Here is a 25,385-nt window from a genome sequence, read left to right on the forward strand (position 1 = left end):
CGAATAATGAATCCACAAGAACTGAAGTCCATCCTCTCCCACGGTCTGCTGTCTTTCCCCGTGACCGATTTCAACGCACAAGGTGATTTCCATCAGGCCGGCTATATCAAGCGTCTGGAGTGGCTAGCCCCCTACGGCGCCACTGCACTGTTCGCTGCCGGCGGCACCGGTGAGTTTTTCTCCCTGGCCGCCAGCGAATATTCCCAGGTTGTGAAGACGGCAGTGGATACCTGCGCCACCAGCGTGCCGATCCTCGCCGGTGTGGGTGGTTCGACCCGTCAGGCCATCGAATACGCTCAGGAAGCCGAGCGCCTCGGAGCCAAAGGCTTGCTGCTGCTGCCGCATTACCTGACCGAAGCCAGCCAGGACGGGGTTGCCGCCCACGTGGAAGCGGTGTGCAAGTCGGTCAAGATCGGCGTGGTGGTCTACAACCGCAACGTCTGCCGCCTGACTGCGCCACTGCTGGAGCGCCTAGCCGAACGTTGCCCGAACCTGATCGGCTACAAGGACGGCCTGGGTGACATCGAATTGATGGTGTCGATCCGCCGTCGTCTGGGCGACCGTTTCAGCTACCTGGGTGGCTTGCCGACTGCAGAGATTTACGCCGCTGCCTACAAGGCGCTGGGCGTGCCGGTGTACTCCTCGGCGGTGTTCAACTTCATCCCGAAAACCGCGATGGACTTCTATCACGCCATCGCCCGCGACGATCACGCCACTGTCGGCAAGATCATCGATGACTTCTTCCTGCCGTACCTGGACATCCGTAACCGCAAGGCCGGCTATGCGGTGAGCATCGTCAAGGCAGGCGCCAAAATCGTCGGCTACGACGCAGGCCCGGTACGCACGCCACTGACCGAGCTGCTGCCGGAAGAATACGAAGCCCTGGCCGCGCTGATCGACAAGCAAGGTCCGCAATAACTTATCTATAAGGCCGCTGAGCAATCAGCGGCCTTTTGCGTCAGGAGAAGATTCGTGTCCCAAGCCAAACGTTTTGAGAACTACATCAACGGCCAATGGGTGGCCGGCGCTGATTATTGCGTCAACCTCAACCCGTCGGAGTTGTCCGATGTCGTCGGCGAATATGCCAAGGCGGATGTCGCCCAGGTCAACGCCGCCATCGATGCTGCCCGTGCTGCGTTCCCGGCCTGGTCCACTTCCGGAATCCAGGCCCGCCATGACGCGTTGGATAAAGTCGGCAGCGAAATCCTCGCCCGCCGCGAAGAACTTGGCACGCTGCTGGCTCGGGAAGAGGGCAAGACCCTGCCTGAAGCCATTGGCGAAGTGACCCGCGCCGGGAATATTTTCAAGTTCTTCGCCGGCGAGTGCCTGCGCCTGTCCGGCGACTACGTGCCGTCGGTGCGGCCGGGCGTCAATGTTGAAGTCACCCGCGAAGCCCTTGGCGTGGTCGGCTTGATCACCCCGTGGAACTTCCCGATCGCCATCCCCGCGTGGAAAATCGCTCCGGCCCTGGCCTACGGCAACTGCGTGGTGATCAAGCCGGCGGAGCTGGTGCCGGGCTGCGCCTGGGCCCTGGCGGAAATCATCTCCCGCGCCGGTTTCCCCGCTGGTGTGTTCAACCTGGTGATGGGCAGCGGGCGTGTGGTCGGCGAGGTGTTGGTCAACAGCCCGAAAGTCGACGGCATCAGCTTCACCGGCTCGGTCGGTGTGGGGCGTCAGATCGCGGTCAGTTGTGTGTCGCGCCAAGCCAAGGTGCAGTTGGAAATGGGCGGCAAAAACCCGCAGATCATTCTCGATGACGCCGACCTCAAGCAGGCCGTCGAGTTATCGGTACAGAGCGCGTTCTATTCCACCGGCCAACGTTGCACCGCCTCCAGCCGCTTGATCGTGACGGCCGGCATTCATGACCAGTTCGTCGCGGCCATGGCCGAGCGCATGAAGTCGATCAAGGTCGGCCATGCCTTGAAAAGCGGCACCGACATCGGCCCGGTCGTCTCCCAGGCCCAGTTGGACCAGGACTTGAAATACATCGACATCGGCCAGAGCGAAGGTGCGCGGTTGGTGAGCGGTGGCGGCCTGGTGACCTGCGACACCGAGGGCTATTACCTGGCGCCGACGCTGTTTGCCGACAGCGAAGCCGCCATGCGCATCAGCCGTGAAGAGATCTTCGGCCCAGTGGCCAACGTAGTGCGCGTGGCGGACTACGAGGCGGCGCTGGCCATGGCCAACGACACCGAGTTCGGTTTGTCGGCGGGGATTGCCACCACCTCGCTCAAATACGCCAACCACTTCAAGCGCCACTCCCAGGCCGGGATGGTGATGGTCAACCTGCCGACGGCTGGCGTGGACTATCACGTTCCGTTCGGCGGCCGTAAGGGCTCATCCTATGGTTCGCGTGAGCAAGGTCGCTATGCGCAAGAGTTCTACACCGTGGTGAAAACCAGCTACATCGGCTCGTAACACGCAGCACCCAGTGGTCACCGGCTTGTGTAGGCGCCGGTGACCACTGGACAAAACACGCATTACCCGCAAAAAAAATAATTAGTGGGAGTACTTCTATATGCAAGCGACCAAGCCGACCCATGTCCGCTATTTGATCCTGCTCATGCTGTTCCTGGTGACTACGATCAATTACGCCGACCGGGCCACCATCGCGATAGCGGGTTCCAGCCTGCAAAAAGACCTCGGCATCGACGCGGTCACCCTCGGTTACATCTTCTCTGCATTCGGTTGGGCCTACGTGGCCGGGCAAATTCCCGGCGGCTGGCTGCTCGATCGGTTCGGCTCGAAAAAAGTCTATGCCCTGAGCATCTTCACCTGGTCACTGTTCACCGTGCTGCAAGGCTACGTCGGTGAGTTCGGTATCTCCACGGCGGTCGTGGCGCTGTTTATGCTGCGCTTTATGGTCGGCCTGGCCGAAGCGCCGTCCTTCCCGGGCAATGCACGGATTGTGGCCGCCTGGTTCCCCACCGCCGAACGTGGTACGGCCTCGGCGATTTTCAACTCGGCGCAGTACTTCGCCACGGTGCTGTTCGCGCCGCTGATGGGCTGGATCGTCTACAGCTTCGGCTGGCAGCACGTGTTTATCGTGATGGGCGTGATCGGCGTTGTTTTCTCACTGGTCTGGCTGAAAGTTATCCACAGCCCGCGCCAGCACCCGATGATCAACGAAGCCGAGTTCAATCACATCGCGGCCAATGGTGCGTTGGTCGATATGGATCAGGACAAGGGCAAGGGTAAGAAAACCGACGGTCCGAAGTGGGATTACATCCGTCAGTTGCTGACTAACCGCATGATGCTCGGCGTGTACCTGGGCCAGTACTGCATCAACGGCATCACGTACTTCTTCCTGACCTGGTTCCCGGTGTATCTGGTGCAGGACCGTGGCATGACCATTCTCAAGGCCGGTTTCGTTGCCTCATTGCCGGCGATCTGCGGGTTTATCGGCGGTGTATTGGGCGGGGTGATCTCCGACTACCTGCTGCGCAAAGGCCATTCCCTGACCTTCGCCCGCAAGGCGCCGATTATTGGCGGCCTGCTGATCTCCAGCAGCATCGTGGCCTGCAACTACGTGGATATCGAGTGGATGGTGGTGGGCTTCATGGCCTTGGCCTTCTTCGGCAAGGGTGTTGGCGCACTGGGCTGGGCGGTGGTGTCTGACACGTCGCCGAAACAAATCGCTGGCCTCAGTGGCGGCCTGTTCAACACCTTCGGTAACCTGGCGTCGATCACCACGCCGATTGTCATCGGCTACATCATCAGTACCACTGGTTCGTTCAAATGGGCCCTGGTGTTTGTCGGCGCGAATGCGCTGGTGGCGGTGTTCAGTTACCTGGTGATTGTCGGCCCGATCAAACGCGTGGTGCTCAAAGAGCCGCCAAGCCAAGGGCCCGAGTTGACCCACCTTACCCAAGCGCATTCCTGAAGGGGCCGAGTGATGCAGTTGATTGAACATGCCGACTCGCCGCGCTCGATTCGTTTGCACGAGCGCGACAACGTGGTGATCGTGGTCAATGACCAGGGTGTACCGGCCGGGACCGAATTCCCGGACGGCCTGGTGACCGTGGATTTCATTCCACAAAGCCACAAAGTGACCCTCGAAGATATCCCCGTAGGCGGCCGGATTATTCGCTACGGCCAAACCATCGGCTACGCCTTGGCGCCGATCCCACGCGGCAGTTGGGTGCAGGAAGATCAACTGCGCATGCCTACCGCGCCGCCGTTGGACAGCTTGCCGCTGTCTACCGAGGTGCCTGAGGCCCAGGCACCGCTGGAAGGGTTTACCTTCGAGGGCTATCGCAATGCCGACGGTACGGTCGGCACGCGCAATATCCTCGGCATCACCACCACGGTGCAGTGCGTCACCGGTGTGCTGGACCATGCGGTCAAGCGCATCAAGGACGAATTGCTGCCCAAGTACCCGCATGTCGATGACGTGGTGGCGCTGACCCACAGCTACGGTTGTGGGGTGGCGATCACTGCGACGGATGCGTATATCCCGATCCGCACCGTGCGCAACCTGGCACGCAACCCGAACCTGGGCGGCGAAGCCCTGGTGATCAGCCTGGGCTGCGAGAAATTGCAGGCCGGGCAGGTGATGCACGATAACGACAGCTCCGTCGACCTGAGCGAGCCGTGGCTGTATCGGCTGCAGGATTCCAGCCACGGGTTTGGCGAGATGATCGAGCAGATCATGGCGCTGGCCGAGGCGCGCCTGAAGAAACTCGACCAGCGCCGCCGGGAAACCGTGCCGGCGTCCGAGCTGATCCTGGGCATGCAGTGCGGCGGCAGTGATGCGTTTTCCGGCATCACCGCCAACCCGGCGCTGGGTTTCGCCTCGGACTTGTTGTTGCGGGCGGGGGCGACGGTGATGTTTTCCGAAGTCACCGAGGTGCGTGATGCGATTTACCTGCTGACTGCTCGCGCACAGACCAGGGACGTGGCCGAAGCGTTGGTTAGGGAGATGGATTGGTACGACCGTTATCTGGCCAAGGGCGAGGCGGATCGCAGTGCCAACACCACGCCGGGGAACAAGAAGGGGGGGTTGTCGAATATTGTCGAGAAGTCCCTGGGCTCCATCGTCAAGTCTGGCAGCAGCGCGATCAACGGGGTGCTCGGCCCGGGTGAGCGCTTCAAGGGCAAAGGCCTGATCTTTTGCGCCACGCCCGCCAGCGACTTCGTGTGCGGCACCTTGCAACTGGCGGCGGGGATGAACCTGCATGTGTTCACCACCGGGCGCGGCACGCCTTACGGGCTGGCGATGGCGCCGGTGGTGAAGGTCTCGACCCGCACGGAGCTGGCGCAGCGCTGGCCGGACCTGATCGATATCGACGCCGGGCGCATAGCCACCGGGCGCGCGACCATCGAGGAGTTGGGGTGGGAGTTGTTCCACTTCTACCTGGATGTGGCCAGCGGCAGGAAGCAGACGTGGGCGGAGCAGCACAAGCTGTATAACGACATTACGTTGTTCAACCCGGCGCCGATTACTTGAGACCGAGTCGCCTTCATCGGGGGCAAGTCGAACCGTCGCACCGCCCCTCCCACACTGAGTCTGCGTCAGACATATAATGGATGAACACCGCAGACCCTATGTGGGAGGGGCGGTGCGACGGTTCGACTTGCCCCCGATAGCGGTCTATCAGGCGCCGCTGGGCCGTATGGCTTATCATTAGCCCCCTAACGACGCTCACCAAGGTTCTCCCCGGCATGCTGGCTATCTTCCTCTCCACCCTCACCATCACCGCGCCGGTGTTTGCCATGTTGTTCCTCGGCGTGTTGCTCAAGCGCATCAACTGGATCAACGACAACTTCATCCACACCGCGTCGTCGCTGGTGTTCAACGTCACCATGCCGGCGCTGCTGTTTCTCGGCATCCTGCATGCCGACCTGCATTCGGCGCTCAAGCCAGGTTTGCTGATCTACTTCGCCGTCGCCACGCTGTTGAGTTTTGCCCTGGCCTGGGGCTGGGCGATTTTCCGCTGCAAGCGTGAAGACCGGGGCATCTACACCCAGGGCGCTTTTCGCGGTAACAACGGGGTGATCGGCCTGGCGCTGGCGGCCAGTATGTACGGTGATTACGGCATCTCCCTCGGCGCGATCCTCGCGGCGTTGGTGATCCTGTTCTACAACACGCTGTCGACCATTGTGCTGGCGGTGTACAGCCCGGTGATCAAATCCGACCCGTGGAGCATCTGCAAAAGTGTCCTGGCCAACCCGCTGATCATCAGCGTGATCGCGGCCGCGCCGTTCGCCTATTTCCAGATCGGCTTGCCGGGCTGGCTGGAAAAATCCGCGCAGTACCTGGCCGACATGACTTTACCGTTGGCGCTGATCTGCATCGGCGGCACCTTGTCGCTGGCGGCGTTGCGCAAGAGCGGCAACATGGCGTTGAGTGCGAGCTTGATGAAGATGATCTGGCTGCCGCTGGTCGCCACTCTGGGGGCGTGGTTGCTGGGGTTTCGTGGGCCGGAACTGGGGATTCTGTTCCTGTACTTCGGCGCACCGACCGCAGCCGCGAGCTTTGTGATGGCCAGGGCGGCCGAGGGCAATCATGAGCTGGCGGCGGCGATTATCGTGATCACCACCTTGATGGCGGCGGTGACCACGAATATCGGGATCTTCGTGTTGCAGGCGGGTGGCTGGATCTGAATCTTGTGATCGCTATCTGAGCGTCACGGCTTGTCTGCCTGATACGCCTCAATCACTTCCTGCGCCGCCCGAAACGCTTCGATCGCCGCCGGCACACCGGCATACACCGCGCAATGCAGCAGCGCCTCGCGGATTTCCTCCACCGTGCAGCCGTTGTTCAGCGCGCCGCGCACATGGCCTTTGAGTTCCTGCGGGCACTTGAGCGCGGTGAGGGCGGCGAGGGTGATCAGGCTGCGTGTCTTCAGCGGCAAGCCGTCGCGGTTCCACACGCTGCCCCAGGCATGTTCGTTGACGAAGTCCTGCAGCGGCTGGGTGAATTCGGTCGCGTTGCCCAAGGCGCGGTCGACGAACGCATCGCCCATCACCTGACGACGCATTTCTACCCCTGGCTTTTTCGGATCGGTCATTGCGATTCCCTCTTGTGTTGGCGGCGCCAGGCTCGCAGCGTGCTGAACAACAGGAAAGCCACCAGCACTGGCAGGACGTAATACAGCATCAGTTGTTCGAGTTTGTTGGCCAACGGCATGCCGGTGGTGAATGCCATCACATGTAGCCCATACGCCAGGTATAGCCCCAGCAGCACCAGGCCTTCGGCACGGGTCACGCGGTAGCCGGAATAAAACACCGGCAGGCACAGCACCACCACGCCGAGCATCACCGGCAGGTCGAAATCCAGGGCATTGGGCGACACCGACAGCGGCGAGGGCGCGAGCAGTGCGGTCAGCCCCAGTACGCCCAGCAGGTTGAACAGGTTGCTGCCGATCACGTTACCCACGGCGATTTCCCGCTGGCCGCGCAGGGCTGCGATCAGCGAGGTGGCCAGGCACGGCAGCGAAGTGCCGACGCCGATCAGCGTCAAGCCGATGATGCGCTCCGACAGGCCCAGATCGCCCGCCACATCCACTGCCGCACCCAGCAACAAATGCCCGGCCAGCACCAGCACCAGCAATCCGCCGAACATCAGCAATACGCTGCTCAGCCAGGGCGCCTTGGCCACGGTGTCCAGCGTGCGCGGGCGACGTGAATGGCGGGTCTGGTAGTGCAGCACGCCGAGGTAGGCCAGCAAGGCCACCAGCAGCAGCGAACCGTCGACCGGCGTCAGTTCTTCATTGGCCGCCAGGGTAAATACCAGCAGGCCGGCGAGGATCATCACCGGGATATCCAGGCGCACCAGTTGCCTCGAGACCCGCAGCGGAACGATCAGCGCCGACAGGCCCAGGGTGACGAGGATGTTGAAAATGCTGCTGCCGATCACGCTGCCCACCGCAATGTCGGTGTTGCCGGCCAGGGTGGCTTGCAGGCTGACCGTCATCTGCGGCGCACTGCTGCCGAAGGCGACGATCGTCAGGCCAATGATCAACGGCCTGACCTTAAGGCTGGCAGCCAGGCGCACCGCGGCGCGCACCAGGATTTCGGCACCGACGATCAGCAACACCAGGCCGCTGATCAATTCGATCAGGCTCCAGGGCGAGAGGGCGGTTAATCCGTAAATGGCCAGGGCTCCGTCTTCAATTGCTCAGGGCTTGCACGCGCACCCGCGCGGTGCCGCTGCCCAGCATGCCCAGTTGCGCGGCGGCCTGGCGTGACAGATCGATCAGCCGCCCACGGGTGTGCGGGCCGCGATCATTGATGCGCACCACCACCGATTTGTCGGTATCGAGATTGGTCACCTTGACCTGCGTGCCAAAAGGCAGGCGCCGATGGGCGGCGGTCAGGGCGTTCTGGTTGAAGGGTTCACCGCTGGCAGTTTTTTTGCCATGGTGCTTGGCGCCGTAATAGGAGGCGGTGCCGGTTTCGTCGTAGCCGTTGGGGTTGATGAGGCCGCTGGCGCAACCGGCCAGTAAAGAGAACAGGGCTAAAAGGCCAAGTAAGCGCTTCATTATCAAGGTGCCCTCATCACAAATGTGGGAGGGGGCTTGCCCCCGATAGCGGAGTGTCAGTCACTACTGTTTTGACTGAATCACCGCTATCGGGAGCAAGCCCCCTCCCACAGGAGGTCCGAGTCGAGCATGAAATCTCACTCGGACCGTTCACCGCTATCAGCTTTCGAGCTTGCTTTTCAGCAGTTCGTTCACCTGTTGCGGGTTGGCCTTGCCTTTGGAGGCTTTCATGGCCTGGCCGACAAAGAAGCCGAACATCTTGCCGCGCTTGGCTTCGTCTGCCGCGCGGTATTGTTCGACCTGTTCCGCGTTGGCCGCGAGCATGTCATCGAGCACGGCGGAGATGGCGCCGCTGTCGGTGACTTGCTTGAGGCCACGCTTGTCGATGATCTCATCGGCATTGCCTTCACCGCTGGCCATGGCTTCGAACACGGTCTTGGCAATTTTGCCGGAGATGGTGTTGTCCTTGATCCGCAGCAACATGCCGCCCAGTTGCTCGGCCGAGACTGGCGCTTCGTCGATTTCCAGGGCCTGTTTGTTCAACAGGCTGCCCAGCTCCACCATCACCCAGTTGGCCGCCAGCTTGGCGTCCCCGGCGATGCTCACGACTTTTTCGAAGTAGTCGGCTTGCTCACGGCTCGAAGCCAAGACGCTGGCGTCGTAGACCGACAGGCCGAACTGCGCCTGGAAGCGCTCGCGTTTCTGCGGCGGCAATTCCGGCAGGGTGGCGCGGACGTCATCGAGGAACGAATCCTCGATGACCACCGGCAACAGGTCCGGGTCGGGGAAGTAACGGTAGTCGTTGGCTTCCTCTTTGCTGCGCATGGCGCGGGTTTCGTCTTTGTTCGGGTCGTACAGGCGGGTTTGCTGGATCACCTTGCCGCCGTCTTCGATCAGTTCGATCTGGCGACGCACTTCGGTGTTGATCGCCTTCTCGATGAAACGGAACGAGTTGACGTTCTTGATCTCGCAGCGGGTGCCGTACTCGACCTGGCCCTTTGGCCGGACCGACACGTTGCAGTCGCAGCGCAGCGAGCCTTCGGCCATGTTGCCGTCGCAAATGCCCAGGTAGCGCACCAGCGCGTGGATCGTCTTGACGTAGGCCACGGCTTCCTTGGCGTTGCGCATGTCGGGCTCGGACACGATCTCCAGCAACGGCGTGCCGGCGCGGTTCAGGTCGATGCCGGTGGCACCGTTGAACTCTTCATGCAGGCTCTTGCCGGCGTCCTCTTCCAAGTGCGCACGGGTCACACCGACACGCTTGATGGTGCCGTCTTCCAGCGGGATGTCCAGGTAGCCCTTGCCGACAATCGGCAATTCCATCTGGCTGATCTGGTAGCCCTTGGGCAGGTCCGGGTAGAAGTAGTTCTTGCGTGCGAACACGTTGTGCTGGCCGATCTCGGCGTCAATCGCCAGGCCGAACATCACCGCCATGCGCACCGCTTCCTGGTTCAGCACCGGCAACACACCGGGCATGCCCAGGTCTACCAGGCTCGCCTGGGTGTTGGGTTCTGCGCCGAACGTGGTGGCACTACCGGAGAAAATCTTCGATTGGGTGGCGAGCTGGGTATGAATCTCCAGCCCGATCACAACTTCCCATTGCATAGTGTTCTCCTCAGAAGCCGGTAGGGGTGCGAGTGTGCCAGTCAGTGTTCAACTGGTACTGGTGCGCCACATTGAGCAGGCGGCCTTCCTGGAAATACGGGGCAAGCAATTGCACGCCGACCGGCAGGCCATCGACGAAACCGGCGGGCATGGACAAGCCCGGCAAGCCCGCGAGGTTGGCGGTGATGGTGTACAGGTCTTCCAGGTACTCGGCGATCGGGTCGCCGGTCTTGGCGCCGATCTTCCAGGCCGGGTTCGGCGTGGTCGGGCCGAGGATCACGTCGACTTCTTCAAAGGCTGCCATGAAGTCGTTTTTGATCAGGCGACGGATTTTTTGCGCCTTGAGGTAGTACGCGTCGTAGTAACCGGCCGACAGGGCGTAGGCACCGACCATGATCCGGCGCTGCACTTCGGCACCGAAGCCTTCGCCACGGGAGCGTTTGTACAGGTCGGTGAGGTCTTTCGGGTTTTCGCAGCGATAACCGAAACGCACGCCGTCGAACCGCGACAGGTTGGAGGACGCTTCGGCCGGGGCGATCACGTAGTACGCCGGAATCGCGTGCTGGTTGTTCGGCAGGCTGATGGGCTTGATCACGGCGCCGAGCTTTTCCAGCTCCTTGACGCTGTTGTGGACCAATTCGGCGATGCGCGGGTCGAGGCCGGCGCTGAAATACTCTTTTGGCACGCCGATGCGCAGGCCTTTGAGCGAGGTGTTGAGGCTGGCGCTGTAGTCCGGTACCGGCTCATCGATGCAGGTGGAGTCCTTTGCGTCGAAGCCTGCCATACCTTGTAACAATATTGCGCAGTCTTCGGCGGTGCGTGCCAGTGTGCCGCCCTGATCGAGGCTGGAGGCATAGGCGATCATGCCCCAGCGAGACACGCGACCGTAGGTCGGCTTCAGCCCGGTGAGGTTGGTGAACGCGGCGGGCTGGCGGATCGAGCCGCCGGTGTCGGTGGCCGTGGCGGCCGGCAGGAAGCGCGCGGCAACCGCCGCCGCCGAACCGCCGGATGAACCGCCTGGCACGCAGTCCAGGTTCCACGGGTTTTTCACCGCGCCGTAGTAGCTCGACTCGTTGGCCGAGCCCATGGCGAATTCGTCCATGTTGGTCTTGCCCAGGGTCACGGCCCCGGCGGCGGCCAGCTTGGACACCACGGTGGCGTCGTAGGGCGCCTTGAAGTTGTCGAGCATCTTCGAGCCGCAACTGGTGCGAATGCCCTGGGTGCAGAACAAGTCCTTGTGGGCGATCGGTGCGCCCAGCAGCGCGCCGTTCTCACCGTTGGCGCGACGTGCGTCGGCGGCCTTGGCCTGGCTCAAGGCCAGCTCCTCGGTGAGGCTGATGAAGCTGTTGACCTTGGGGTCGAGCGCGCCGATACGCGCCAGCAAGGTCTTGGTCAGCTCTTCGGATGAAAACTTTTTGTCGGCGAGACCGCGGGCGATCTCGGCCAGAGTCATGTGATGCATGAAAGGCTCTTTCCCTTTAGTCGATGACTTTCGGAACCAGATACAGGCCGTTTTCGACCGCTGGCGCGATGGACTGGTAGGCCTCGCGATGATTGACTTCGGTCACGACGTCTGCGCGCAGGCGCTGGTTGGCTTCCAGCGGGTGAGCCAGGGGCTCGATGCCGTCGGTATTCACGGCCTGCATTTGGTCAACCAGCCCGAGAATGCTGTTCAGGGCTGCGGTGGTCTGTGGAAGATCGGCATCATTCAGGCCAAGCGAGGCCAGATGTGCGATTTTTTCCACGTCGGAGCGTTCAAGCGCCATGGGATTCTCCAGTGGAAAACAGAACGGAGGGCGTCCGTGTGTTAGATTGTCGGAACACTACCGCATTTCTACGGTCATATGGCCGCGATTGTGGGGGTTGGTGCGTAGAAAGTCGGCCAATTTAGCACATTGGCGCCTTGCCCAAAATCCCTGTCGTTGTTAGAGTTTGCCGCACTTTTTTACCCACGCGTTGCCTAGGGTCCTTTCCCCATGTTCAAGAAACTGCGTGGCATGTTTTCCAGCGATCTTTCCATTGACCTGGGCACTGCCAACACCCTTATTTACGTGCGCGAGCGCGGTATCGTCCTGAATGAGCCATCGGTTGTGGCTATTCGGACCCATGGTAATCAGAAAAGTGTCGTTGCCGTTGGCACCGAGGCCAAGCGTATGCTTGGGCGAACACCAGGCAATATCGCTGCCATTCGTCCGATGAAAGACGGCGTGATCGCCGACTTCAGTGTCTGCGAGAAGATGCTGCAGTACTTCATCAACAAGGTTCACGAAAACAGCTTTCTGCAGCCCAGCCCTCGTGTGCTGATCTGCGTTCCGTGCAAGTCCACCCAGGTGGAGCGTCGTGCCATCCGTGAATCGGCGCTTGGTGCCGGTGCTCGTGAAGTGTTCCTGATCGAAGAGCCAATGGCTGCTGCGATCGGTGCCGGCCTGCCGGTTGAAGAAGCGCGCGGTTCGATGGTGGTGGATATCGGTGGTGGTACCACTGAAATCGCCCTGATTTCCCTGAACGGCGTGGTGTATGCCGAGTCCGTCCGTGTTGGTGGCGACCGCTTTGACGAAGCGATCATCACTTATGTGCGTCGCAACTACGGCAGCCTGATCGGCGAATCCACCGCCGAACGCATCAAGCAGGAAATCGGTACCGCTTATCCGGGCGGCGAAGTGCGCGAAGTCGATGTTCGCGGTCGCAACCTGGCCGAAGGCGTGCCGCGTGCCTTCACCCTGAACTCCAATGAAGTGCTGGAAGCTCTGCAAGAGTCCCTCGCCACCATCGTTCAGGCAGTGAAGAGTGCCCTGGAGCAATCGCCTCCGGAGCTGGCTTCCGATATCGCCGAGCGTGGCCTGGTACTGACCGGTGGTGGCGCCTTGCTGCGCGACCTCGACAAGTTGCTGGCCCAGGAAACCGGTCTGCCGGTGATCGTCGCCGAAGACCCGCTGACCTGCGTCGCCCGTGGCGGTGGCCGTGCACTGGAAATGATGGATAAACACACCATGGACCTGCTCTCCAGCGAATAAGTGGTTGCTGGTAAGCCCATGTTTCGCCCGCAGGCAGCACTTTGCAGTGCTGCCTGTTGGCGTTTATCTTCTTCAATCTGCATCCAGGCCGGTTAGATGCCGTATGAATAGAGAGAACATTTGCCTGGGAGGAGCGGCCTATTAAACCGCTTTTCGCCAAAGGCCCCTCATTGGGCGTGCGCTTATTGGTGCTGGTCGTGCTTTCGGTCGCGCTGATGGTGGTCGATGCCCGCTTTGCACTGCTCAAGCCCGTGCGTAGCCAAATGTCGCTGGTGTTGATGCAGACTTACTGGATCACCGACCTGCCGCAACGTCTCTACCAGGGCGTGGCCAGCCAATTCGGCAGCCGCACCGAGCTGGTCGCCGAGAACGAAAAACTCAAGACTGAAAACCTGCTGCTGCAGGGGCGCATGCAAAAGCTGGCGGCCCTCACCGAGCAGAACGTTCGGCTGCGCGAGTTGCTCAACTCCTCCGCGCTGGTCAACGAGAAGGTCGAAGTCGCCGAGTTGATCGGCATGGACCCCAACCCCTTTACCCATCGCATCATCATCAACAAGGGTGAGCGCGACGGTGTAGTCCTTGGCCAGCCGGTACTCGATGCCCGTGGCTTGATGGGGCAGGTGGTCGAGTTGATGCCCTACACCTCGCGCGTATTGCTGCTGACGGACACCACTCACAGCATTCCGGTGCAGGTCAACCGCAACGGCCTGCGCGCGATTGCCAGCGGTACGGGTAATCCGGAGCGTCTTGAGCTGCGTCATGTGGCCGACACGGCCGATATCAAGGAAGGCGACCTGCTGGTCAGTTCCGGCCTGGGCCAACGCTTCCCGGCGGGTTATCCGGTGGCGACGGTCAAGGAAGTGATCCACGACTCCGGCCAGCCCTTCGCTATTGTCCGCGCCGTGCCGACTGCCGCGCTGAACCGCAGCCGCTACCTGTTGCTGGTGTTCAGCGACAACCGCACCGCGGAAGAGCGCGCCAACGACGCCGCTCAGGCCCAGGAAGCGGAAGACAAGCGTAACGGCACCGCGCCGATCATCCCGGCGACCGTACCAAAACCCGCGCCGGCTACACCGCCTGCAACTGCGCCGGCGCCGGCTGCGCCCGTGGCCACGCCAGCCAAGCCGGTCGCTCACAGCACTCGCCCGGTGAAACCAGCGGCGACTAAACCGCCGGCCGCCCAGCCTGCGACCACGCCGCCCGCTGCGAAGCCGCCGGCCGCCGCCCCGGCAACCACGCGGCAGAGGGAGGAATAATGGCCGGTACTCATTCGCACAATGGCTGGATCGTCTGGCTGACCTTTGCCCTCGGCTTGTTGCTCAGCGTATCGCCGCTGCCGCAGTTCATGGAAATCCTGCGCCCGCTCTGGCTGGCTTTGCTGCTGGCATTCTGGTCGCTGAACCTGCCGGATAAAGTGGGCATGGTCACGGCGATGTTTCTGGGCTTGGCGGAAGATGTGCTCTATGGCACCTTGCTGGGGCAGAACGCGTTGATCCTGACCCTGATCACTTTTCTGGTGCTTTCGTTGCAGCAGCGTCTGCGCATGTTCCCCATGTGGCAACAGTGCCTGGTGATCCTGGTGATCTTCGGCTTGGCGCAGTTGGTGCAGCTATGGCTCAGTGCCTTGACCGGTAACCGGCAGCCGACCTTGGCGCTGGTGTTGCCGGCCCTGGTCAGTGCGTTGCTGTGGCCGTGGGTCAGTTTCGGTCTGCGCGGGTTATGTCGTCGCTATAAAATCAATTGAATGGATTGCGAGGCTCTGCCTGGTTATCGAACCCCACAGGGAGAGTCTGCAATGAATTCGCTTTATCTGGCCTCGGGCTCCCCAAGGCGGCGTGAACTGCTGACCCAGATCGGTGTGCCCTTCACCGTGGTCAGCGCCGCGATTGATGAAACGCCTCTTACGGACGAATCTCCCGTTTCCTACGTCGAGCGCCTGGCGCGTGCCAAGGCGGCGGCGGGTTTTGCTGCCCTAGGGGAAACCTCGGGGGGCTGCGTGCTGGGCGCCGACACGGCGGTGATCGTTGATGGCCAGATCCTTGGCAAACCAGTGGATCTGGCCGACGGCCTGGCCATGTTGCTGGCTCTGGCAGGGCGTGAACATGAAGTGCTGACGGCCATTGCCCTCACGGACGGTCAGCGCTGTGTAACCCGATGTGTAAGCAGTCGGGTACTTTTTCGGGGGATTTCTGTCGAGGAGGCTACAACCTACTGGCACAGTGGAGAACCCCAGGACAAAGCCGGAGGCTATGCTATCCAAGGGCTAGGCTCGGTGTTCGTGGCCGGGCTCACTGGCAGTTATTCCGCCGTGGTAGGCCTGCCGGTGTGCGAAACCGCTCAGTTGCTTGGCCAATTCGGCATACCCTGTTGGCAAAACCTTACCGTGCGCTGAGCCTCGTACACAGCGCCCAGCCTTAAGCGACCGGTCACTATTGTGAAAACGCCTGAACGAGACCCAGCCATGAGTGAAGAGATTCTGATCAATATCACGCCGATGGAATCGCGCGTGGCGGTGGTAGAGAACGGTGTTCTGCAGGAAGTTCACGTCGAACGCACCCAGAAACGCGGGATCGTCGGCAACATCTATAAAGGCAAGGTCGTGCGCGTATTGCCGGGCATGCAGGCCGCCTTCGTCGACATCGGCCTGGACCGTGCCGCGTTTATCCATGCTTCGGAAATTTCCCTGCGTGAAGGCCCGGCGGTGGAAAGCATCAGCGCCCTGGTGCATGAAGGGCAGAGCCTGGTGGTGCAAGTCACCAAGGACCCCATCGGCTCCAAAGGTGCGCGGCTGACCACCCAACTGTCGATTCCTTCGCGCTACCTGGTGTACATGCCGCGCACCGCGCATGTCGGCATTTCGCTGAAGATTGAGGACGAAGCAGAGCGCGAGCGCCTGAAAAAAGTGGTCAGCGACTGCGTTGCCGCCGAGGGCATCAAGGAAGCGGGTGGGTTTATTCTACGCACCGCCGCTGAAGGCGCCGGTGCCGATGAAATCCTCATGGATATCCGCTATCTGCGGCGGTTGTGGGACCAGATCGGCGCACAGATCAAGACCGTCGGCGCCCCCAGTGTCATCTATGAAGACCTGGGCCTGGCCTTGCGTACCTTGCGTGACCTGGTCAGCCCCAAGATCGAGAAGATTCGCATCGACTCGCGGGAAACCTTCCAACGCACCACGCAGTTCGTTGCCGAGCTGATGCCGGAAATTGCTGACCGCCTGGAGCATTACCCAGGCGAGCGGCCGATCTTCGACCTGTACGGCGTCGAAGACGAAATTCAGAAGGCCCTCGAACGCAAGGTGCCGCTCAAGTCCGGTGGCTACCTGGTGGTGGATCCGGCCGAAGCCATGACCACCATCGACGTCAACACCGGTGCGTTCGTGGGGCATCGCAACCTTGAAGAGACCATCTTCAAGACCAACCTCGAAGCGGCCACTGCGATCGCCCGCCAATTGCGCCTGCGCAACCTGGGCGGGATCATCATCATCGACTTCATCGACATGGAAGATGAAGAACACCAGCGTCAGGTGCTGCGCACCCTCGAGAAACAACTGGAGCGTGATCACGCCAAGACCAACATCATCGGCATCACCGAGTTGGGCCTGGTGCAAATGACCCGCAAGCGCACCCGCGAAAGCCTGGAGCAAGTGCTGTGCGAGCCATGCAGCAGTTGCCAGGGACGCGGTAAATTGAAGACGCCTGAAACGGTTTGCTACGAGATTTTCCGGGAAATCCTACGAGAGGCGCGAGCCTACCAGGCTGAAGGTTATAGAGTGCTTGCCAACCAGAAAGTGGTCGACCGTCTGCTGGATGAAGAGTCCGGTAACGTGGCCGAACTGGAGGGGTTTATCGGTCGTACTATTCGGTTCCAGGTCGAAACCATGTATTCCCAGGAACAATACGACGTGGTGCTGCTCTGATCCTCATTCATTTGTTTTCCCTGATTCCGACAGACCTTGATCTGTGGTCCGACTACTGCCTTGAGGGTCGCCTGACATGGAGCGTCTGATACGCTTTTTTGCCGCTTTGACCCGCTGGGGCCTGGGCCTGTGCGCCTTGCTGCTGGTATTGGCGGCGGTGTACGTGAGCCTTGGGCGTGAATTGACCCCGTTGGTCGCCGAATACCGCGCCGAAATCGAAGCCAAGGCCCAGGCCGCGTTGGACATGCCGCTGCAGATCGGTCGTCTTGAAGGCCGCTGGAGCGGTTTCGCGCCTGTGTTGCTGGCCCACGACGTAATGGTGGGCGAGGGCAGCAATGCCTTGCGCCTGGACCAGGTCCAAGTGGTACCGGACATCTGGGCCAGCCTGATGGCGCGCGACGTGCGCATCGCCCACCTGGAAGTCAGCGGCCTGCAACTGAGCGTCAAGGAGGACAAGGATGGCCACTGGGCGCTGCAAGGCCTGCCGGTGCAGGACGACCAGCCGCTGGCCCCGGAGCAGTTGCTCAACCGCATGCAGAGCGTCCAGCGGGTCTCGTTGCTGGATAGCCAGGTCACGTTGCAGCCGTTCGACCAGGCGCCGCTGACCTTCACGTATGTGGGCCTGAGCCTGCAAACCGGCACCACCCGCCAACGCCTGGACGCCCGCCTGACCCTGCCGGATGGCCAGCCCCTGGCCCTGAGCCTGCGCACGCAAATCCGCGCCAGTGCCTGGAAAGACGCTGAGGTTCAGGCCTACCTGAGCTTGCCCCAGAGCGATTGGGCCACATGGATTCCGGCCAGGTTGACCCAGCAATGGAAACTCACGCAGTTCAAGGCTGGCGGCGAATTCTGGCTGACCTGGGCCAAAGGCACCGTGCAAAGCGCGGTGGTGCGCCTCAACTCGCCGCAAGTGAAGGGCAGCTACGCGGATCGCAAGCCGGTACACATTGAAAACCTCGCCCTGACCGCTTACCTGCAACGCAGTGAGAGCGGCCTCAAGGTGCTGTTCGATTCGTTGGCGATGAACCTCGGTGATACCCGCTGGGAATCGCGCCTGCAATTGCAGCAACGCCTGGCCACCGACAAGGAGCAGGAAGTCTGGAAGCTGCAGGCCGACCGCCTCGACCTGACCCCGATCACCCCGCTGCTGAATGCTCTGGCGCCATTGCCGGAAGGATTCGCCAAGACGATCGAACACCTTAAGGCCACCGGCGTGCTGCGCAATGTGTTGGTGGATTTTCGCCCACAGGACACGACCGATCAGAAAGTCAGCTTTGCCGCCAACCTCGACCGGATAGGCTTTGACGCCTACTTCGGTGCCCCTGCCGCACGTAACATTTCCGGCAGCATCAGCGGCGACCTGGGACAGGGCGAGTTGCGCATGGACAGCAAGGACTTTTCTCTGCATCTCGACCCGATCTTTGCCAAGCCCTGGCAGTACATCCAGGCCAATGCGCGCCTGACCTGGAAGCTCGACCAGCAAGGCTTCACCTTGATCGCACCGTATATCAAGGTGCTGGGCGAGGAGGGCAAGGTCGCCGCCGACTTCCTGATTCGCCTGCATTTCGACAATAGCCAGGAAGACTACATGGACCTGCGGGTCGGCATGGTCGACGGCGACGGGCGTTTCACGCCTAAATACCTGCCGGCGGTGCTGAGCCCGGCGCTGGATGAATGGCTGCGCACTGCGATTCTCAAGGGCGCGGTCGATGAAGGCTTCTTCCAGTATCAAGGCTCGTTGAATCACGACGCATTGCCCGCCTCGCGCAATATCAGCCTGTTTTTCAAAGTGCATGATGCTGAATTGGCGTTCCAGCCGGGTTGGCCCCATGTGAGCAAGGTCAACGGCGAAGTGTTTGTCGAGGAAAGCGGTGTCCGCATCCTGGCCAGCAAGGGCCAACTGCTCGACACCGGCGTCAAGGACGTCTACGTCAATATTCCTCACGCGCCTGCGGGCAAGGATAGCCACCTGCTGCTCACCGGTGGTTTTGCCGGCGGCCTGGGTGATGGCCTGAAAATCCTCCAGGAAGCGCCGATAGGCACCGCTGCGACCTTTGCCGGTTGGAAAGGCGAGGGCGATCTGCAGGGCAAGCTGGATCTGGATGTCCCGTTGGCCAAGGGCACCGAGCCGAAGATCGTGGTGGATTTCCAGACCGACAAGGCGCGCCTGCAATTGGCCGAGCCGACCCTGGACCTGAACCAGCTCAAGGGCGATTTCCGCTTCGACAGCGCCAAGGGCCTGAGCGGGCAGAACATCACGGCGCAAGCCTTCGATCGGCCGATCAGCGCGCAGATCTTTGCGGATGGCAAGCCGGGCAAGATCAGTACCCGCGTCACCGCCAGAGGCCAGGTCACGGTCAAGCGCCTGACGGACTGGTTGAAAGTCAGCCAGTCGCTGCCAGTGTCCGGCGATATTCCGTACCAGTTGCAGCTCAATTTGGACGGTGCTGACAGCCAGTTGATGGTCAGCTCCAACCTCAAAGGTGTGGCGGTGGACCTGCCGGCGCCGTTCGGCATGCCGGCCAGCCAGGGCCGTGACAGCGTGTTCCGCATGACCTTGCAGGGCGCCGAACGCCGCTACTGGTTCGATTACGGCGATCTGGCGAACTTCACCTTTGCGGCGCCGCCGGACAAGTTCAGCGAAGGCCGCGGCGAGTTGTTTCTGGGTAATGGCGATGCGCTGCTGCCCGGTGGCAAAGGCCTACGCATTCGCGGTGTGTTGTCGGAGTTGGACATCGAACCGTGGAAGAAACTCGTCGATCGCTACGCGGGCAACGACCCGGGAGGCAGCGCGAAACAGCTATTGAGCGGTGCCGACTTCAAGGTGGGCAAGTTGACCGGCTTTGGGCAGCAGTTCGACCAGGTCAACCTCCAACTGGACCGCAAACCCGCGGCCTGGGGCCTGCAGTTTGACAGCCAGCAGGCCAAGGGCACGGTCAACCTGCTGGACGCCAAAGGCGCGCCGATTGCGGTCAACCTGCAGTACGTGAAATTGCCGGCCTTGGACCCAACGGTACAGGCGGATGAGAATGCGCCCGACCCATTGGCCGACATCGATCCCAAGGTTATTCCAGCGCTGGATATCAGCATCGATCAACTGTTCCAGGGGCCGGACCTGATCGGCGCCTGGTCGTTGAAGATCCGGCCGACCGCCAAGGGCCTGGCCTTCAACAACCTGGACCTGGGCCTCAAGGGCATGCAGCTCAAGGGGGCAGGCGGTTGGGAGGGGGCTGCGGGTGACAGCAGTAGTTGGTACAAAGGGCGCCTGGATGGCAAGAACATTGCCGATGTCCTCAAGGGGTGGGGCTATGCACCTACCGTGACCAGTGAAGACTTTCACCTGGATGTGGACGGCCGTTGGGCGGGCTCGCCCGCTTGGGTCGGACCCAAGCGTTTTTCCGGCAGCCTGGATGCAACGTTCCGCAAAGGTCAGTTCGTTGAAGTGGAAGGCGGCGCCCAGGCGTTGCGGGTGTTCGGCCTGCTTAACTTCAACTCGATCGGCCGCCGGCTGCGCCTGGACTTCTCCGACCTACTCGGCAAAGGCTTGAGCTATGACCGGGTCAAAGGCTTGCTCGCGGCCAGCAACGGGGTGTTTGTGACGCGCGAGCCGATCACCCTGACGGGGCCGTCGAGCAATCTGGAACTCAATGGCACCTTGGACCTGGTGGCTGATCGCGTAGATGCCAAACTGCTGGTGACCCTGCCGGTGACCAATAACCTGCCGATCGCCGCGCTGATTGTCGGTGCACCGGCCATTGGTGGCGCGCTGTTCCTGATCGACAAGCTGATTGGCGACCGTGTTTCGCGTTTTGCCAGCGTGCAGTACAAAGTGGAAGGGCCATGGAAAGACCCGAAAATCACCTTCGACAAGCCATTTGAAAAGCCAAACTGAGAGCCTGTGGAGTAGCATGGCTGCATGCCATTTATGGAGTGTCGGCCGATGTCCTTTGCGGTAATTCAAATGGTCAGCCAGAGCGATGTGCTGGCCAACCTGGCCCAGGCCCGGCGCCTGCTGGAGCAAGCGGCGGCCCAGGGAGCGCGGCTGGTGGTGCTGCCGGAAAACTTCGCCGCCATGGGCCGCCGTGATGTGGCTGACATCGGTCGCGCCGAGGCGCTGGGCGAAGGGCCGATCCTGCCATGGTTGAAACAGACCGCCCGCGACCTCACCTTATGGATAGTCGCCGGCACTTTGCCGCTGCCGCCCAAGGACCAACCGAACGCCAAGGCCAACGCCTGCTCGTTGTTGATCGATGACCATGGCGAGATCGTCGCCCGCTACGACAAGCTGCATTTGTTCGATGTCGACGTGGCGGATGCGCGCGGTCGCTATCGTGAGTCCGATGACTATGCTTTCGGGAGCAACGTCGTCGTGGCGGATACACCGGTCGGCCGCTTGGGCCTGACGGTGTGTTACGACCTGCGCTTTCCGGAGCTGTACAGCGAGTTGCGCGCAGCGGGGGCTGAACTGATTACCGCGCCCTCGGCCTTCACTGCGGTGACCGGCGCCGCACATTGGGATGTGCTGATTCGTGCGCGGGCCATCGAGACCCAGTGCTATCTGCTGGCGGCCGCCCAGGGCGGGGTTCATCCGGGGCCACGGGAAACCTATGGGCATGCGGCGATTGTCGATCCATGGGGCCGCGTGTTGACGCAACAGGATCAAGGCGAAGCGGTGTTGCTGGCCGAACGCGACAGCAGTGAACAGGCGTCGATACGGGCGCGCATGCCGGTGGTCAACCACCGGCGTTTTTTCTCGCGGGGCGCGCAGCGGCCTGCTTCAGAACGATGAATTTAAGGCCAAACCTATGAGCGAGTTGTTGTCCTCAGTCAGTGAACACCTCCTGGCACCCGGTGGCGTGACCATCGAAAGCCTGCAAACCGTGCTGGGCGATCTCGCCGGGCCGGGCATCGACGCGGCCGACCTGTATTTCCAGGGGCAGATTTCCGAGTCGTGGGCCCTAGAAGATGGGATCGTCAAGGAAGGCAGTTTCAACCTCGATCAGGGCGTCGGCGTGCGTGCGCAATCCGGTGAAAAAACCGGTTTCGCCTATAGCAACGCGATCACCCTGGAAGCCCTGGGCCTGGCTGCCCGTGCCGCCCGTTCGATTTCCCGCGCTGGCCAGAACGGCACGGTGCAGGCATTCAGCACCCAGGACGTGGCTCAGTTGTACGCGCCGGATAACCCCCTGGAAGTGATCAGCCGTGCAGAAAAAGTCGATCTGCTCAAGCGTATCGACGCCGCGACCCGCGCCCTCGACCCGCGTATCCAGCAAGTCACCGTGAGCATGGCCGGGGTGTGGGAACGCATCCTGGTGGCGTCCACCGACGGTGGTCTGGCGGCAGATGTGCGGCCGCTGGTGCGTTTTAACGTCAGCGTGATCGTCGAACAGAACGGCCGCCGCGAGCGCGGAGGCCACGGCGGTGGCGGGCGTACCGACTACCGTTATTTCCTCGCCGAGGACCGCGCCATGGGCTATGCCCGCGAAGCGCTGCGCCAGGCGTTGGTCAACCTGGAAGCCATCCCTGCACCTGCCGGCACCTTGCCGGTGGTGTTGGGCTCGGGCTGGTCCGGCGTATTGCTCCATGAAGCCGTGGGGCATGGCCTGGAAGGCGACTTCAACCGCAAGGGCAGTTCGGCCTATAGCGGGCGCATGGGCGAGATGGTCGCCTCCAAGCTATGCACCATTGTCGATGACGGCACCCTGGCCGGTCGCCGTGGCTCGTTGAGCATCGACGACGAAGGCACCCCGACTGAATGCACTACATTGATCGAAAACGGCGTGCTCAAGGGCTACATGCAAGACAAGCTCAACGCCCGCCTGATGGGCGTGGCACGTACCGGTAACGGTCGCCGCGAATCCTACGCGCACCTGCCGATGCCGCGCATGACCAACACCTACATGCTTGCAGGCGAAAGCGACCCGGCGGAAATCATCGCCTCGGTGAAACGCGGGATCTACTGCGCCAACCTCGGCGGCGGTCAGGTCGACATCACCAGCGGCAAGTTCGTGTTCTCCACCAGCGAGGCGTACCTGATCGAAGACGGCAAGATTACCGCGCCGGTCAAAGGGGCGACGTTGATTGGTAACGGGCCGGAAGCCATGAGCAAGGTGTCGATGGTCGGTAACGACCTGTCGCTGGACAGCGGCGTGGGCACGTGCGGCAAGGATGGGCAGTCGGTGCCGGTGGGCGTGGGTCAGCCAACCTTGAAAATTGATGCGATCACCGTGGGTGGCACGGGGTCGTAAGAGCGGGAGCTTCGGGTGGCGAAGACCGCCACCCGGGGAAGAGGATCAACGCAGGCCGCGTTGAGTCTCGTCCAGCTCACGGATGTACTTGAACATTTTACGGCTGGTGGCCGGCGCCTTGTTTTGCGCCAGTTCGTGCTGGGCCTGACGGATCAGGGAGCGCAGTTGCTGGCGATCCGCGTCCGGGTAGTCCAGTACGAATTTCTCCAGCACCGCGTCATCGCCCGAGATCAGGCGGTCACGCCAACGTTCCAGGTTATGGAAGCGTTCGTTGTACTGGCGAGTGGAGGCATCGAGTTGATCGAGCAGGGTCAGAATCGCGTCAGTGTCCTGATCGCGCATCAGCTTGCCGATAAACATGATGTGCCGTTTACGCGCGATATTCGCGGTGTGCTTGGGTGCATCCTGCAGAGCCCGCCGCATTTCGTCGGTCAGCGGCAGTTTTGCAATCAAGTCAGGCTTGAGCGTTGTAAGGCGCTCGCCGAGGTCAACCAGAGCATGCAGCTCGCGTTTGACCTGGGTTTTGCTTTTCTCCCCATCGAGGGAGTCGTCGTAAGAATCAACCATGGTGGCAGTCCGCAAAGAAACGCCGCCATGATAACCAGTCGGGGGCCGCTTGTCCGGCCCGGTCGCTCGATGGCCGTAACCGAAAGCAGAATTTGAGTGGAGAAAACCATGAGTGCAGCCCAAAGCGTCGGTCCGCAAGCGTTACCGGCACTGCAGGAACAAGTCGAGCAGATCCTTGCCGAGGCCAAGCGCCAGGGGGCCAGTGCCTGCGAGGTGGCTGTGTCCCTGGAGCAGGGGCTGTCGACGTCGGTGCGTCAGCGGGAAGTCGAAACCGTCGAATTCAACCGCGACCAGGGGTTTGGCATCACCTTGTATGTAGGCCAGCGCAAAGGCTCGGCCAGCACGTCGGCGAGTGGGCCGGAGGCGATTCGCGAGACGGTGGCCGCCGCATTGGCGATTGCCAAGCACACGTCTGAGGATGAAAGCTCGGGTCTGGCCGACAAGGCGTTGATGGCCAAGGATCTGCAGGATTTCGACCTGTTCCATGCCTGGGACATCACCCCGGAACAAGCCATCGAGCAGGCGCTGACCTGCGAAGCGGCGGCGTTTGATGCCGATCCCCGGATCAAGAACGCCGACGGCACCACCTTGAGCACCCATCAGGGCTGCCGCGTGTATGGCAACAGCCATGGCTTTATCGGCGGTTATGCCTCGACGCGCCACAGCCTGAGCTGCGTGATGATCGCCGAAGCCAACGGCCAGATGCAGCGTGATTACTGGTACGACGTGAACCGCCAGGGTGACTTGCTGGCCGACCCGGTCAGCATCGGCCGGCGTGCTGCGCAACGTGCCGCAAGCCGCCTGGGCGCGCGCCCGGTACCGACCTGTGAAGTGCCAGTGCTGTTCTCGGCCGAACTGGCCGGTGGCCTGTTCGGCAGTTTCCTGGGGGCGATTTCCGGCGGCAACCTGTACCGCAAATCGTCGTTCCTCGAAGGTGCGATTGGCCAGAAGCTGTTTCCGGAGTGGCTGACCATCGATGAGCGTCCGCACCTGATGCGTGCCATGGGCAGCTCGTCGTTCGACGGCGATGGCCTGGCGACCTATGCCAAGCCGTTCGTCGAAAACGGTGAGTTGGTCTCCTACGTGCTGGGCACTTATGCCGGGCGAAAACTCGGCCTGCCGAGCACTGCGAACTCTGGCGGTGTGCACAACCTGTTCGTGACCCACGGCGAAGAGGACCAGGCGGCGCTTTTGCGGCGCATGGGGCGCGGCCTGTTGGTGACCGAATTGATGGGCCAGGGCTTGAACATGGTCACGGGGGATTATTCCCGCGGTGCGGCGGGTTTCTGGGTAGAAAACGGTGAGATCCAGTTTGCCGTCCAGGAAGTGACCATTGCCGGCAATATGCGCGACATGTTCAAGCAGATCGTTGCCGTGGGTAACGACTTGGAGCTGCGCAGCAATATCCGTACAGGTTCGGTCCTGATCGAGCGGATGACGGTCGCCGGTAGCTAATCCTTCCGACGTTTCACCAAAAGGCGCGCCATCTTGCAGATGGCGCGCCTTTTTTGTGGCTGCGTTTCAGGTTGATTGGCTTGGCGCTCTT

21 protein-coding genes are annotated in these 25,385 nt (G+C 61.6%); 14 read left to right on the plus strand and 7 right to left on the minus strand.

All coding sequences use genetic code 11. The features are described from left to right. Positions 1-6 precede the first annotated feature (6 nt). From kdgD to ACP7CJ_RS15630, 5 genes are all read left to right on the plus strand, one after another. Complete coding sequence (kdgD, locus tag ACP7CJ_RS15610; protein WP_276196516.1) at positions 7-918, plus strand: 5-dehydro-4-deoxyglucarate dehydratase; 912 nt, start codon at positions 7-9, stop codon at positions 916-918. Between the two features lie 54 nt (positions 919-972). Beyond that, entirely contained in the window at positions 973-2,418 is a 1,446-nt protein-coding gene (locus ACP7CJ_RS15615; protein ID WP_276196517.1) for an aldehyde dehydrogenase family protein, read from the plus strand. Positions 2,419-2,518: 100 nt separating this feature from the next. After that, positions 2,519-3,883: an MFS transporter gene (locus tag ACP7CJ_RS15620; protein ID WP_276196518.1), complete on the plus strand. Its 1,365-nt coding sequence runs from the start codon at positions 2,519-2,521 to the stop codon at positions 3,881-3,883. A gap of 12 nt (positions 3,884-3,895) precedes the next feature. Beyond that, positions 3,896-5,449, plus strand: a complete 1,554-nt coding sequence (gene garD / locus ACP7CJ_RS15625; protein ID WP_426100715.1) for a galactarate dehydratase — start codon at positions 3,896-3,898, stop codon at positions 5,447-5,449. Positions 5,450-5,664: 215 nt separating this feature from the next. Beyond that, a complete protein-coding gene (locus ACP7CJ_RS15630; RefSeq protein ID WP_247395481.1) occupies positions 5,665-6,606 on the plus strand; it encodes an AEC family transporter in 942 nt (313 codons plus the stop codon). Positions 6,607-6,629: 23 nt separating this feature from the next. On the opposite strand, the gene ACP7CJ_RS15635 is transcribed toward ACP7CJ_RS15630, so the two are convergent. The 6 genes from ACP7CJ_RS15635 to gatC all read right to left on the minus strand — a co-directional run bounded on the left by ACP7CJ_RS15635 (position 6,630) and on the right by gatC (position 11,857). Then, entirely contained in the window at positions 6,630-7,013 is a 384-nt protein-coding gene (locus ACP7CJ_RS15635; RefSeq protein ID WP_276196520.1) for a carboxymuconolactone decarboxylase family protein, read from the minus strand. Continuing rightward, entirely contained in the window at positions 7,010-8,056 is a 1,047-nt protein-coding gene (locus tag ACP7CJ_RS15640) for a calcium/sodium antiporter (RefSeq protein WP_247395479.1), read from the minus strand. The genes ACP7CJ_RS15635 and ACP7CJ_RS15640 overlap by 4 nt, the downstream gene beginning before the upstream one ends. A gap of 58 nt (positions 8,057-8,114) precedes the next feature. Continuing rightward, complete coding sequence (locus tag ACP7CJ_RS15645) at positions 8,115-8,486, minus strand: septal ring lytic transglycosylase RlpA family protein (protein ID WP_426100713.1); 372 nt, start codon at positions 8,484-8,486, stop codon at positions 8,115-8,117. 159 nt (positions 8,487-8,645) lie between these two features. Next, positions 8,646-10,091: an Asp-tRNA(Asn)/Glu-tRNA(Gln) amidotransferase subunit GatB gene (gene gatB / locus ACP7CJ_RS15650; protein ID WP_276196522.1), complete on the minus strand. Its 1,446-nt coding sequence runs from the start codon at positions 10,089-10,091 to the stop codon at positions 8,646-8,648. A 10-nt stretch (positions 10,092-10,101) separates the two neighbouring features. Next, positions 10,102-11,553: an Asp-tRNA(Asn)/Glu-tRNA(Gln) amidotransferase subunit GatA gene (gene gatA / locus ACP7CJ_RS15655; RefSeq protein WP_426100711.1), complete on the minus strand. Its 1,452-nt coding sequence runs from the start codon at positions 11,551-11,553 to the stop codon at positions 10,102-10,104. 16 nt (positions 11,554-11,569) lie between these two features. Continuing rightward, a complete protein-coding gene (gatC, locus tag ACP7CJ_RS15660) occupies positions 11,570-11,857 on the minus strand; it encodes an Asp-tRNA(Asn)/Glu-tRNA(Gln) amidotransferase subunit GatC (RefSeq protein ID WP_247408111.1) in 288 nt (95 codons plus the stop codon). A gap of 210 nt (positions 11,858-12,067) precedes the next feature. Between gatC and mreB the strand changes: the two genes are divergently transcribed. From mreB to tldD, 8 genes are all read left to right on the plus strand, one after another. Beyond that, complete coding sequence (mreB, locus tag ACP7CJ_RS15665; protein WP_002555108.1) at positions 12,068-13,105, plus strand: rod shape-determining protein MreB; 1,038 nt, start codon at positions 12,068-12,070, stop codon at positions 13,103-13,105. Positions 13,106-13,245: 140 nt separating this feature from the next. Further along, positions 13,246-14,361, plus strand: a complete 1,116-nt coding sequence (gene mreC / locus ACP7CJ_RS15670; protein WP_426100821.1) for a rod shape-determining protein MreC — start codon at positions 13,246-13,248, stop codon at positions 14,359-14,361. Further along, on the plus strand, positions 14,361-14,849 hold the full coding sequence (gene mreD, locus ACP7CJ_RS15675; protein ID WP_276196524.1) for a rod shape-determining protein MreD: 489 nt from the start codon (positions 14,361-14,363) through the stop codon (positions 14,847-14,849). The genes mreC and mreD overlap by 1 nt, the downstream gene beginning before the upstream one ends. Before the next feature lie 51 nt (positions 14,850-14,900). Continuing rightward, a complete protein-coding gene (locus ACP7CJ_RS15680) occupies positions 14,901-15,497 on the plus strand; it encodes a Maf family protein (RefSeq protein ID WP_276196525.1) in 597 nt (198 codons plus the stop codon). A gap of 69 nt (positions 15,498-15,566) precedes the next feature. Further along, positions 15,567-17,024 carry a ribonuclease G gene (gene rng / locus ACP7CJ_RS15685; RefSeq protein WP_010567681.1) on the plus strand — a complete coding sequence of 486 codons (1,458 nt, stop codon included), beginning with the start codon at positions 15,567-15,569 and terminating at the stop codon, positions 17,022-17,024. Between the two features lie 76 nt (positions 17,025-17,100). Continuing rightward, on the plus strand, positions 17,101-20,916 hold the full coding sequence (locus ACP7CJ_RS15690) for a YhdP family protein (protein WP_426100709.1): 3,816 nt from the start codon (positions 17,101-17,103) through the stop codon (positions 20,914-20,916). Between the two features lie 48 nt (positions 20,917-20,964). Then, the gene (locus ACP7CJ_RS15695) at positions 20,965-21,813 is read left to right on the plus strand and encodes a carbon-nitrogen hydrolase family protein (RefSeq protein WP_276196527.1); all 849 of its coding nucleotides are present in this window, start codon (positions 20,965-20,967) and stop codon (positions 21,811-21,813) included. A 16-nt stretch (positions 21,814-21,829) separates the two neighbouring features. Further along, positions 21,830-23,272: a metalloprotease TldD gene (gene tldD / locus ACP7CJ_RS15700; protein WP_253393415.1), complete on the plus strand. Its 1,443-nt coding sequence runs from the start codon at positions 21,830-21,832 to the stop codon at positions 23,270-23,272. A gap of 45 nt (positions 23,273-23,317) precedes the next feature. Here tldD and yjgA read toward each other — a convergent pair whose 3' ends face one another. Then, entirely contained in the window at positions 23,318-23,839 is a 522-nt protein-coding gene (gene yjgA / locus ACP7CJ_RS15705) for a ribosome biogenesis factor YjgA (RefSeq protein WP_247396003.1), read from the minus strand. A 108-nt stretch (positions 23,840-23,947) separates the two neighbouring features. Here yjgA and pmbA point away from each other — a divergent pair, with 108 nt between their 5' ends. Then, the gene (pmbA, locus tag ACP7CJ_RS15710) at positions 23,948-25,294 is read left to right on the plus strand and encodes a metalloprotease PmbA (RefSeq protein ID WP_247396002.1); all 1,347 of its coding nucleotides are present in this window, start codon (positions 23,948-23,950) and stop codon (positions 25,292-25,294) included. Positions 25,295-25,385 lie beyond the last annotated feature (91 nt).

It is taken from the genome of Pseudomonas sp. PSPC3-2 (assembly GCF_049897085.1).
Taxonomy (GTDB): Bacteria; Pseudomonadota; Gammaproteobacteria; order Pseudomonadales; family Pseudomonadaceae; genus Aquipseudomonas; species Aquipseudomonas paraveronii.